Origin of the sequence: Catenuloplanes atrovinosus (assembly GCF_031458235.1) — a bacterium.
GTDB lineage: Bacteria > Actinomycetota > Actinomycetes > Mycobacteriales > Micromonosporaceae > Catenuloplanes > Catenuloplanes atrovinosus.
Genome location: NZ_JAVDYB010000001.1, coordinates 7496832 through 7509039, shown reverse-complemented (window position 1 = coordinate 7509039; position 12208 = coordinate 7496832). Strand labels below are relative to the sequence as shown.

6 protein-coding genes are annotated in these 12208 nt (G+C 66.6%); 1 reads left to right on the top strand and 5 read right to left on the bottom strand.

The genetic code is table 11. The annotated features are described in order from the left end of the window. Positions 1-51 precede the first annotated feature (51 nt). The 3 genes from J2S41_RS33390 to J2S41_RS39965 form a co-directional block, all read right to left on the bottom strand. The gene (locus tag J2S41_RS33390; protein WP_310373976.1) at positions 52-531 is read right to left on the bottom strand and encodes a hypothetical protein; all 480 of its coding nucleotides are present in this window, start codon (positions 529-531) and stop codon (positions 52-54) included. A gap of 657 nt (positions 532-1188) precedes the next feature. Next, positions 1189-5925, bottom strand: a complete 4737-nt coding sequence (locus tag J2S41_RS33385) for an RHS repeat-associated core domain-containing protein (protein ID WP_310373974.1) — start codon at positions 5923-5925, stop codon at positions 1189-1191. 501 nt (positions 5926-6426) lie between these two features. Continuing rightward, on the bottom strand, positions 6427-6642 hold the full coding sequence (locus tag J2S41_RS39965; protein ID WP_374728296.1) for a hypothetical protein: 216 nt from the start codon (positions 6640-6642) through the stop codon (positions 6427-6429). Positions 6643-7073: 431 nt separating this feature from the next. Here J2S41_RS39965 and J2S41_RS33380 point away from each other — a divergent pair, with 431 nt between their 5' ends. Next, a complete protein-coding gene (locus J2S41_RS33380; RefSeq protein WP_310373973.1) occupies positions 7074-8129 on the top strand; it encodes a beta family protein in 1056 nt (351 codons plus the stop codon). 93 nt (positions 8130-8222) lie between these two features. Here the strand turns inward: J2S41_RS33380 and J2S41_RS33375 are convergent, their stop codons facing one another. Together J2S41_RS33375 and J2S41_RS33370 are read right to left on the bottom strand one after the other, a co-directional pair. Next, the gene (locus J2S41_RS33375) at positions 8223-8939 is read right to left on the bottom strand and encodes a M48 family metallopeptidase (protein WP_310373972.1); all 717 of its coding nucleotides are present in this window, start codon (positions 8937-8939) and stop codon (positions 8223-8225) included. Positions 8940-8952: 13 nt separating this feature from the next. Further along, a complete protein-coding gene (locus J2S41_RS33370) occupies positions 8953-12207 on the bottom strand; it encodes a type I restriction endonuclease subunit R (RefSeq protein ID WP_310373970.1) in 3255 nt (1084 codons plus the stop codon). Position 12208: the final 1 nt, after the last annotated feature.

Below are 12208 nucleotides of genomic sequence, written 5' to 3'. Positions count from 1 at the left end.
GCGAACGTTTCATGCGACATCGACCTTCAGGCCTTGCCAGGATTGACAAAGCTAGATCAACTCGGCGCGGATCGAGGCGCGAGGCACGCCGAGCGCGAGGTCCGCGGGGATCTCGGTCGACAGACGCACGGCGACGGTCTCGCCCTCGTTGATCGGGACCCGCAACGGTTCGCCGCCGAACGAACCGATCTGGGCGGAGATCTCATACTCCCCCGGCGCGAGATCTACAGAGACCTCACCGTTGTGCGGGAGCATGGCCACCAGGGTCCCGTCGACCCTCACCTTCATCCGCCGCAGGAAGCCAACTTCGGCGAGCCCGCCCCGCCTCAGCACGAGGGTGCCCGCGACATCTCCGCGCCCGTCCTCGAGGAAGCGCCGCCCGCGTGCCGCCCTGGACGTGTTCACGAAGTGCATCACCGTCCACCCGACAAGCAGCCCCACGATGAACAGACCAGCCGCGACCGGTGCCCACCGAGGCGCTGATATGGAGTCGGCGGCGAGCAGAAGAACGAGATATGCGCCGAAGCCCACTGATGCAAGAATCACTCTTCGACGATTCTTCACAACCGGTCCTGCCTTTCTTGGTCGGCGCGGCCGGTCTTGGACCGGATGACGAGCGCCACGGTCGAGTACAACGTGAACACCACGAGTTCGCCGGGTCCGATCGACGAAGATTCCGCCGCTCCGCACGTCGGAGGGTAGCCTGTGTCGACGCCGCGCCACGACGTCGAACCCGAACACCCCGGACGCGGCGAATAGAGGGGCGGCCGGCACCACCAGCACGACGCGCGTGCGATGGTCCCGTGGCTGGTCGTTGGAGGGGTGAACAGGAACGGAGACACTGCCGGGCAGCTTGCGGCCATCGTCGTCAGCACTTGGCGCGGTCTCACGCCCTTGGACCTACCCTCTCTGGTCCTCGACCATACACAGTAGACGGCCACCTTACGGCGGCGATCCACTCGGGCAACGGCCGACACCGTAGACGGCGACCGAATCGATCAGCCCGATCGACACGGACACGCCGACCTCCGCCCGCTTGAATCATGCGGGGTCATCACGCAGGAGGCCGGGGCTCATGACGACACCCCGGCCTCGATCAAGCGAATTGAAAGTCATCTCCGGAATAGACGCGGTTCACAAATCGGTGCCGCGAGTCGTTCTCACGAACCCACGTGCAGCACCTTATTGCTATACGAAGGTGGACGGCAAAAGACCGATCAGACCGGTAAATATAGTGAATCCACTAGCCGATGCAGCGTCACCCCAATTCACCGGTTTGCCGTCCTGGTAATTACTGCACATAGAAGTTACTGCCGGGCCCACTCCGGCCCCGATTACAGCACCGAGGGCCGCTCCGGGCCCACTACCTACACCAAGACCAGCGGAGAAGCCGAGAGCTCCTCCGACCGCAATCCCAACAGCACTGGTAGCCCAACCCATAGCATCACAGGAAAAAGACAGGCCGGTCGGGTCGGTATTGTTGGCCGGATCGCATCCGGCGTAGGTGTACGGCAGGTCCTGGCCGCTGGGGTCGCGTTGGGTGAAGCGGCCGAGGGACGGGTCGTAGTAGCGGGCGCCGAACTTGGTGAGGCCGGTGCCGCCGTCGAAGTAGCCGGAGGCGTAGCGCCAGGGGTTGGCGACTCCCCGCTGGGTGGCGGAGAGCTGGATGCCGTACGGGTCGTAGCTGTACGAGTTGACCTTCTGGGCACTGCTGTCCACCAATGCCACCACCGATCCAAGGCCGTCGACGAGGTAGTAGTACCGCTCGCCTCCGTTGCGCAAACCGAGCAGGCTGCCGCTGTTGTCCCTGGTGTAGTAGTGGGTCTGTCCGGCGCTGGGGTGCACCGTGTCGGGCGTGAGGGGCGCACCCGTGCCGGCCGCGGCGCCCTTGGCCGACGAGACGCCGAGGGCCGAGGTGGCGTAGGTCACCAGGCCGACGCTGCGGCGTTCGGTCTGGTCGGCGCCGCCGTAGGTCGGCACCAGCGGGTCACCGCCAGGTGCGGTGATCGACGTGGTCTGGTTGTTGACCGCGTTGTAGTCGAACGCCCAGCCCGTGGACGAGCCGGTGGTGTTGCCGTTCGCGTCGTAGGAGTAGGTGGTGGCGCCGGCCTTGGTGAGCTGGTGCGCGTCGTTGTAGGTGTACGACGTCTGCGTGCCGTTCTCCGTCTTGGAGGTCCGGTTGAAGTTCTCGTCGTAGCTGTAGCTGCGGGAGAGTGCACCCGACGCGCCGGTCAGCCGGTTCAGCTTGTCGTAGGTGTAGTTGGTGGTGCCGGTCAGGTCGGTCACCGACTGCCGCAGCGCGGTGTCCTTGCCGTCCTTGGTGTACGTGTACGAGAAGGACGTCAGCTTCGCCTTGGTCGAGTCGTTCGTCGCCACGATCGACGTCTGCCGGCCGGACTTGTCGTACTTCATCTCGACCGTGATGCGCGGCGTGGTCGGCAGGTACATGAACGTGCGCCGGTTGTTGTCGTCGTACGTCATGGTGATCGGCCCGGACGCACCCGGCTCGGTGACCGAGGTGACCAGGTTGACCGCGTTGTACGCGTAGGTCACGGTGCCGCCGCCGTCGGTGTACGTCGTCAGGTTGCCGTTCGCGTCGTACGTGTAGCTCATCGGCGCCGCGTTCGGGGCCGTCTTCCCGGTCATCCGGCCGAATCGGTCGTAGGTCAGCGTGGTGATGCCGGTCGGGTCGGCGATCTGTGTCAGGTTGCCGTCCCGGTCGTAGGTGTAGTCCACCACCTTGCCGCCCTCGAACACGATCTTGTCGACCCGGTCCAGGTCGTCGTACTCGTAGCGGGTCTCCTGACCCTTGCCGTCGGTCTGCGCCGTCATCCGTGACAGCTCGTCCGGCTCGATCGTGATGTCGCCGAGCGGCGCCGGGTTGTCGACCTTGGTCAGGTTGCCCTTGGCGTCGTAGCTGTAGCTCGTGCGGACGTCCTTCGCGTCCTCGCGCCAGTTGACCGTGCCGTTGTCGTTGTAGTCCGACTCCTCGATCTTCTGACCGGGGAACTGTGAGCTCTCCGTCGCGGTCTTGTTCCCGGCCGCGTCGTAGGAGTAGCTCATCTTGTTGCCCTGCGGGTCCTCCTGCTCGGAGACGGAGTGCGGGTGCGACGTGTCGCCGTAGGCCAGTTTCGACGTCGCCCCGGTCATGATGCCCACCGACGTCAGGTTGTTCGTGTTGGCGTCGTAGGCGAACGTGGTGACGTTCGTCAGCGCGTCGGTCATGGTCGTGACGTTGTCGTTCGCGTTGTACTCCTTGGACTGCTTGTGACCGAGCGCGTCCTTGACCTCCTTGACCCGGTCCCGCACCTCGTAGGTGTGCGTCGTGATTCCATCCGTGGTGGACGACGTGGCCGAGCCGTTCGGGTCGGTCACCTCGGTCCGCCCGGCGTGGTACGTGAACGTGTACCGCGCCGCGCTCGGCGTACCGCCCGGGTTGGTCTGCTCGTAGAAGTCGAGCATCCGCGACGTGTCCGGCTCGTAGCCGAGGTTGACGACCCGCCCTTCGGGGGTGGTGATCTTCGTCAGCCGGTCGGACGTGTAGTCGTAACGGGTCAGGCCGCCGTCCGTGTCCGTGACGGTCTGCAGGTTGTTCGCGGTGGTGTAGGTGAGGCGGACTTCCCGGCCCGCCGAATCGGTGATCGTGGCGAGCCGGTCGTTGGCGTAGGCGAGCCGGACCACGCGACCCTGCGTGTCGGTGATCGTCGTGACGTTGCCGGACCCGTCGTACCCAAAGGTGATCTTGTTGTTGTTCTTGTCCACGCTGCGCAGCAGGCGCCCGGTGGAGTCGGCGAAGTAGAAACTGCCCTCGCTCTTGTCGAACTTGAGCCGCAGCTCGCCGGTGCCGGTGTCGCGGGTGAGATCGGCGTCGATGGCCGGCGGCGTGCGCCACTTTCCGGCGCCGTCGTTGACGAACGTCGCGGTGAACCCGCTGGGCGCGTGGAAGGTGATGTCGGCCGTGGCGTGGTCCGCCTTGGAGAACGCGAGCTTGACGTCCTGGCCGGTGCCGAGCGTCCAGCCCTTGCCCAGCGTGGACACCGCGGTGGACCGGGAGTTGTAGTAGCGGTCCAGCACCAGGTCGGTGCCGGTACCGCGGATCTGCAGGTCGGTGGCCTTCAGCAACAGGTTGCCGTTGGCGACGTTGACCTTGAGTTCCTGCCGGTCGGTGAGCTTCTGCTCCTGGAACGAGAAGCGGCCCTGCTCACCGGTCGGTGACCCGTCCGAGGTCGTCATGAAACGCCACTCCGACCACGGCCCGGCCAGCGTGCCGTCGTGCCCGCGAGCCCGCCACTTGTACGTGGTATTCGCGGTCAGCTTGTCGTTCGGCACGGTCCAGGCGGACTCGGCGCCGTTGCCGACCGTGCCGCCGGAGCCGTTGGTCAGCAGCGTGGCGCCGGTGCGGTCGTAGACCTCGAAGTCGACCCGGCCGGTCCCGCCGTCCGGGTCGCTGAAGACACCCTTCATGGCGGGGGTACGGGTGCCGGTCTCCGCGGCGTCGCCGGGCTGAAGCTTCAGCGGGTCGAGCGCGTTCGGGTAGCTGTTGTAGGTGACGACCGCGTACGGCTGCTGGCCCTGCTGGTCCGGCGCGGACGGCTGGCTGGAGCGGAACTGTTTGAAGCCGATGCTGTCGAACGACGTCTCGTCCGTGGCCCGCAGACCCATGTGCGCGCGGGACTGCCCGGCGTTCACGGCCCGCTGGATGAACGACGTGCCGTTGACCGACACCCAGCCGTCCGCGCAGGAGGAGTTGTGCCCCTTCGTCGCGGTGCTGGTCACCTCCCGGGTGAGCCAGGCCGGCTGGTTGTCCCAACGGGTCGCCGAGCTGGCGGCACCGGTGGTCCAGACCTCCCACTGGGCGGCCGTGCAGGACTGCGAGTACCAGTTGTAGAGGTTGACCGTCGCCGCGGTGACGTGCTTGCCGATCAGGCCGCTGGTGTCCCACTGGATGAAGGACCGGGTACGGTTGCCCGTCGTCAGGCCGATCTCCAGGTCGTTCGCACCGGAGCGGTCGATCGTCTCGGTCTCCTTGACGTAGGTGTCGAAGGTGATGCCGAGCGGGTTGATCTGCGGGTCGACGATGACCGGGTAGACGGTGGCCGGATCGTCGAAGAACGCCTGGGCCGGGTTCAGCGCCACGGTCGCCCGACCAGCCGCCGGGATGGTCTGCTGCGTGTCGACGCGGGCGATGCGCCTCGGGTCACCGGTGGCCGGGTCGATCGAGGAGTCCCACATCTCCGGCGTCGGCGACGTGCCGACGACGGTGTCCTTCTCCTTGAACACCAGGCCACCACCACCGTCCTTGGCGATGGTCAGGCCGTCCGCCGTGATCGGTACCTCGATCCCGGCGACCTGGTCGGCCGCGTCCCTGTTCTTCACGATGAAGAACTGCTCCACACCGGTACGGTCGGCCTGGATCGCCAGGTCGACACCGGGCCGGATCTCCGGGTAGATCGCCCGGTTACCGTCGAGCACCGGCGTGGGCAGCGCCCCGGTCCAGCCGAGACTCACCCGCTTGCCGCCGACGTCGATGCCGAGCAGCTCGTGCTCGCCGTCCCCGACCGTGCCGGACAGCTTCAGGCCGCCCGGGTGCGCGACCGGCGCGACCGAGCCGTCAGCCGCGGCACGCAGCGTGGTGTCGATGTCGACGAGCTGGTTCTTCTCGTCGCGCATCCGCACCTGACCCGCATAGATCTTCGCGGTCCAGGTGCCGTCCGGATTCGCGACGACGTCCTGCGTCTCCGTGCGCGCCGCGAGATTCTCGATCGGCTTCGCACAGGCTCGGGCCGCTGCCATGGCCCGCGCCTCGTCCGGCTGTGCCGAGCAGTCGACGGCCGCCGAGCCCTGCTCCGGTACGGCCGCCGGCACGGCGGACGCCGCTCCGGCGGTCAGCACCGGAAGGACTCCAGCCGTCAGCACGGCCGACATCGCGATACTCAATCGCGCCATCGACTGTTTGCCGACCCAAAAATGGGTACGACTCATTACAGGCACCCCCATCGTTGCCCCTGCTGTCCAACTTGGACGGCGTCATTCTTCGCAGCCGAACGCGCAGCGCGCGACCCCGAATACACCCGGTCACCATTAGGGTCGGCGGTCCGGGGAATGTCGCTCCGAATTGGTTGATCAAAATGCAGCGCAGATGGCGGGTGTTAGTTCCAAACCAAATTTACGCAGCCAAACTTGTGCTTTGAATCACACGTGCCAACTATGGAGAGTCTCCGTCACAAAACTCAGCGATACCGAACGGGCCTCGGACCATACACCGAGATCGCCTTACCGGAATTTGTGTGACTTTCGGTCTAACTGCGTGTTTTGGGAGGGGCTGATCCGGTCCAGTCGAAGATGTGGCGGGCCTGTCGCTGGGCGGGTTCACCGCGGGTGATGCGGCGGGCAGTGTCGGCGATGGCAGCCCCGCGGATCATGGCTTCAGAGGTCTCCGGGTGCCGTTCGTAGTCTCGGGCCAGCCGTTCGGTAGGCGGTGAGCCGGGCCAGGGTCCGCTCGACCACCCACCGCCGGGGGTGGACGGCGAAGCCGACCTGATCAGCGGGCTTGCGGACGATCTCGATCGTGGTGTGCAGCAGATTCTTGGCCCACTCGATGGGCTTCCCGGCGAAGCCCTGGTCGGCGAAGACATGCCGGATCGGGGTCGCCGCGTAGGCGGCGAGCAGAGTCGATCTGGCGCCGTCGCGGTCCTGTAGGACGAACGCAACCTCCGGCTACGTCTCACTGACCCACCCGACCTGTTGCGCGTCGCGACTGGCACTCGCGAGGACTCGGCCAGCCCAGCTTGCCCCGTCTGGACCAGCGTCGGATCGGGTGAGCGCCGTCGGCTGCCAGGTCTCTGACTGGGGACTCGTCCGCCACGTCCGGGGCTGTGGCGTGACTGGATCACGACGGTCTCGACCACCTCCGTCAGCCGAGTAGGTGACCACCCTCGCTCTGGCGGTCAGCACGGCGAAGGTAATCACTGTGGGGCCCGCTGATCTCTGCGGTAGCCGCCTTTACGTAGCAGAGCGAGTACCGGCTGTTGTTGGAAGGCTACTTAGAGTGCACTATTGAGGAATAAGCGTGGATGGCCAGCGAAGGGTGCGCCGTGGTCTACATGCCCATACTTAAGGGCCGGGAAGGTGAACTCAAAGCCATCGACCATCTGCCAGAAGCGCTGGCGGCGAAGGTAATGCCGGTCTTCGAGGTGCCGCCCACGAGCGGGGATCCGATCAAGGACGCCCACAGCTTCGCCGAGAAGGCCCGTGACGTAATACCGCGGGGTATGGCCGCGGCAGTCGACGCTCGTTACCTGGATGATCCGGACGGAGCCTGGCGAGGACCGCTGCAAGCTATCGCCGACGATTTCGCCGACTGGTGTGTCCCCATCCGGCCGGTTCTCCATCTGAACGACTCCGAGCGCCGGTTGGTCGAGGCTGGACAGGCTGCGGAGATGCATGATGGGCAGGTTGTCATCCGGCTCGGCGGTGACATCGCCGATCCTGATGAAGATGAAGCCGAAGCGTCGCTGGCCAAGCTCTGCCGGCGAGCGGGGACGACTATCGAGAAGTCAGCACTTGTTCTTGACTTCTTCGACGTTCGCTCCGAACGTGACATCGGCAGAGTCGAAGCGCTGGCACGGAAGTGCCTGGTGTGGGCGCGGCGCTATCCGTGGGAATCCATCACGGTGGCTTCAGGGGCAATGCCGGAATCGATCGGTGACCTTCCGTACAACATCGCGACCCCCATACCCAGACGCGACCTGGCTCTCTGGAGGCGCCTCCAAGAACCCGACATCGTCTTCGGGGACTACGGCATCGCCCATCCCAAGATGAAGGTCAAGGGATGGCCTCCGCCTCCGAACCTTCGGTACACCGACGAGGACGTGTGGTGGATATATCGGTGGGCGCGAGACGGCAACGGCCACAAGGGCATGTACGACCTCTGCGCATCGCTGGTGGCGGCGGATCACTGGCCGGCAGAAGGCGCCGCGTACTCCTGGGGTGATGCCGAGATCGCGCAACGAGCCGCCATGGTCGGCGGCCCCGGGAACGCGGCAGGATGGCGAGCCTGGGGTACGGCACACCACCTGACCCACGTGGTGAAGATGCTTGAAGATTCGCACGACCAACTCGGCGGCTGACTCCTCCGGCGCCACTTCGCCGATCGTCATCCCGTCGCCGTTCGTCGACGGCCGCCCGGAATGCCGCTTATGGTGTACCATCGTCACCGATTGTCAGCCCATCCACAACCTGGCGCCCGCCCGGAGGAGGTCGGCTTTGCGGCGTTCGTAGTCGGGCATGGCGCGTTCGACCGTGGCCCAGAATGCGGATGTGTGCTGCGAATGTGCCAGGTGGGTCAACTCGTGCACGAGGACGTAGTCAATTAGGGACGGCGGGAGCTGCAGCGTTGCCCAGTGGATGTTGAGACGCCGGTTGGCGCTTAGCGATCCCCACCGGTAGCCAAGGTCCCGCACGTCCACCCTGGCGGGGATTAGTCCCATTCGGTCCGCCCAGGGACGAATCCTGCCAGGAAGCCAACGCTGGCCCCGGCCGCGGTACCATCGGACCAGCGCGGCGCCCGGGTCCGGTCCGGCCGCTATGGCGCGGGACAATAGCAGTCTGCCGCGTTCCATGCGTACTTGGTCGGTGTCGGTAATCAGCAGGCGATGGCTACGCCCCAAGTAGGCAAACCCTTCGCCGCTGACGAACTCCTTGACCGGCCAGGCTGATAGCAGCACGTCCTTCTCGGCCAGCTTGCGGTAGACCCATATGCGTTTAGAGTGCGCCCACGCGGCTAAAGCGTCCGGCGGGCACCCAGCTGGGGCGTGTAGCTGCAGCGACCCGTCCCGGTCGACGGTGATGCCGACGGTGGATCGGCGCGGCGACTCGCGGACCGCAAAGTGGAGGTCCCCGATGAGCAGTGTGTCGGGCAGCGCTTCGCTCACGCTCATGGCTTGTCCTGCGTCACGTCGGCGACACCAGCCGGCGATGGTTGTGCTTGGCCAGTTCCAGGAGCCGGTCGGCCAGTGGGCGCAGCGTGGCATAGTCGAACAGGTCGCTGCCGTCCTCCAGCCGGGTATCGTCGAGGCGGGCGAAGACCGCGCGGCGGAGCTGTTCGCGCTTGTGGGGGTTGTCCCAGAAGCCGACCAAGCGTACGTCGTCGCGGATGAGGTGCACGACGTCGATGGTGGCCTGCCGCAGTGGTCCCGCACGCTCGGGGGTGATGGGCCGGCCGTTGTCGGCCAGGGCCTGGGCGATGAGGTCGTGGAACGGCGCCTCGGTGCGCGGGTCGAGCCCGTGGGTGGCCTCGGTGCGCCCAGCGGTCGCCACTGGCAGGAAGTCGGCCAGGGCGAGGGCGAGCTGCTCCCACTGGTCCTTCAGCTCGGTGAGGATCTGCTCCAGGTGTTCGGACAGCCGCTGGTAGTGGGCGGGGTCGCTGTCCATATGTTCGCTGATGTGGTGGCGGATGGCATGTTCCATCTCCGACGCCTTGGCGCGTGGGCTGTTCAGTCCGCTGACCTTCTCGGCGTAGTCGGCGGCGGTGATAGAGATCGGCGGGATCTTCTGTTCGATGCCCAGCGCGCGCACATGCGCGTCGATCAGCGCCCGTACCTTCTCGCCGTAGACCCGCACGTCGAACAGCGTGTGGTCGCGGTAGCGGCGCCGAGCGAGGTGGGCGATGGTCCCGAACGCCTTGGCGTCGGCCACGTACGGCAGCGCCTTCTCCGCCGGCAGCACAATCTCCAGGCTGCGGGTGAACGTCTTGAGCGCGGTCTCGAACCTCGCTCGCAGCCGTTCGTCCGCGAGAGCATCCACGCAGGCGTCCTGCGCAGCTACGGCGCTGAAGTTCTGGATGCCGGCGAAGAGTTGCCGGACGGCGGCATGCGCGGCGGCCAGCCGCGGCACCTCATCATCCAGGCTGGTCAGCGCGCCCTCGATGTCGTCCGGGGCGTATGCCTCCAGCGCTTGCGCGAGGTGGTGGGCGACGCCGTAGTAGTCCACGACGTATCCGGCCGTCTTGCCGGGCGCGGTGCGGTTGACCCGGGCGATGGCCTGGAGCAGGTCGGCCTCGCGCAGCGCCTTGTCGAGGTAGAGGACCTGTTCGCGGGGGGCGTCGAAGCCGGTCAGCAGCATTGCGTTGACGATCAGCATGGCGACCGGGCTAATCTGTTCGGCTGGCACGCCCGGCATGGGCAGCTTCTTGGCCTTGAAATCCTCGATGGCCTGTTCGTAGCCGCTGGTCCACGCGGCCAGCTCGGCCGGGTCGTTCTGCGCACCGGAGATGATCGGGACGAAGTCCAGGGCGGCGATGACGTCCCGGTAGGGCCAGGCGCGCACCAGCGTGGCTCGCTTGGCCGGCAGCCGGTCAACTCGGGCCAGGGCCCCGGGTTCGCGCCACACCGGGTCCAGGGCGTCCAGCTCGGCCACCAGCTGGTCGCGGGCGGCCAGGAACGCGGTGCGATAGCGGACGGTGGCCCGCCGGCTGCTGGCCACCACCTGCGCCTTGAACCCGTTGGGCAGCACCACGTCGACGTAGTGGCGGAGCATGTTACGTGCCTTGGCGGCGATGAGCTGCTCGGCCTCGTTGACGTGCGCTTTGGTGGCGTAGCGCTGCTTGACCTGCTCGGTCTCCTCGGGGGTGAGGCCGTACAGATCGATGAACTCGTCGATGTCGTCGGCGTCTGCGACGCCGCCGCGGGTGGTGCGGCCCTCGTACACGATCGGCACGGTGGCGCCGTCCGCCTGCGACTGGCGGATGTCATACCGGTCTAGGTAGTCGCCGAAGACCGCGTGGGTCTTCTTCTTCGCACCCATGATGATCGGCGTACCGGTGAAGCCAACCCGCGCGGCGTTCGGGAGGGCCGTGCGTAACGCGGCATGCAGCGCACTGGCGTGCGAGCGGTGCGCCTCGTCCACCAGCACCAGCACCTCGGGCGAGGCGTCCAACTCACCGATGGTCTTCAGCTCCGGGTCGGCATCCTTGCCGACCTCCGGGTTGCGGTACTTCTGGATCATCACGAAGGTCAGCGCCTTGCCCGGCGTGGCGAGCAAATCCTTCGCCTGGGCCACGCTAGTGGCGGTGTGCACTGTCTCGCCAGTCAGCTCGGCAGTCGCCGCAAGCTGGCGCTGCAGATCGCGCCGGTCGGTAACCACAACGACCTTGAACCCAACCAGCGCCGGGCGCGAACGCATTGCCCGGACCAGGAACACCATGGTCAGGCTCTTGCCGGAGCCCTGGGTGTGCCAGATGATCCCGCCCCGCCGGTCGTGCGTGCCGTCCTGCGCCCGGGTCGGCGCGGTGACCAGCCGGTCGACGGTGGCCTGCACCGCCCGGTACTGCTGGTACCGCGCGATCACCTTGATTCTCCGGTCCTCAGGCTGCATGAACAGCGTAAAGTGCCGCACCATGTCTAGCAGCCGGGCTGGGTGCAGCATCCCCGCGACCAAGCGCTGCTGCGGCGACAACCGCGCCACGCTCAGTTCGCCCGCTACGGCCTTCTCCGGTAGGGGCGCCGTCGTCTTCCACTCCGCGAAGTGCTCGCCTAACGAGGTGAACGTGCCCACCTTCGCCTCGTCGAACGAGGTGGCGACCAGGAACTGGCTGGTATGGAACAGCCGCTCGCTGCCCTCTGGCTCGACCGAGCCGCGCTGGTTGGCGTACCGCCGGAGCTGGTCGATCGCGTCGCCCATCGGGTCGGCCTTCGTCGGGGATTTCGCCTCCACCACAACGACCGGTATGCCGTTAACGAACAGTACGGCGTCCGGCCAGATCGGAGTACGCCCCCCGGGCGGGTCGACCCGGAACTGATTGACCACCAGAAAGTCATTGCGTTCCAGCGGGTCAGGGCTCGTCCAGTCGATGAAGTGGACGGTACGGTCCCGGCCGCCGTGCCAGCCCGGCACGCCCTCGACGGTGACGCCGTGCAGCAGCTTCTCGGTCAGCTCCTCGTTGATCTCCAGCAGCGAGGTGGCCTGCGGCCGGGTGAGCTGAGAGATGGCCTGCCTGATCCGACCGTCGTCGAGCCACTCCCGGCCCTCGTCGTTGAGGTTGATCCGGCGCAGGGCCGTGCGGAGCCGGTCGAGCAACAGTACGTCGTGGAAATTCTCGCGGCCCGTGACGGTTGGCGGGTCGGCCTTGGTGCCCTCGATATGCCGCCAGCCCATCCGCACGAGTTGCTCAGCCAGCGGGCGCTCGACCCGCTCGTATTCCGACGCCACG

Bases quoted from the DNA above. Each gene is read 5' to 3' on its own strand.
- J2S41_RS33385 (WP_310373974.1), bottom strand. From the start codon at position 5,925: ATGTCGGCCGTGCTGACGGCTGGAGTCCTTCCGGTGCTGACCGCCGGA.
- J2S41_RS33380 (WP_310373973.1), top strand. From the start codon at position 7,074: ATGGCCAGCGAAGGGTGCGCCGTGGTCTACATGCCCATACTTAAGGGC.
- J2S41_RS33375 (WP_310373972.1), bottom strand. From the start codon at position 8,939: ATGAGCGTGAGCGAAGCGCTGCCCGACACACTGCTCATCGGGGACCTC.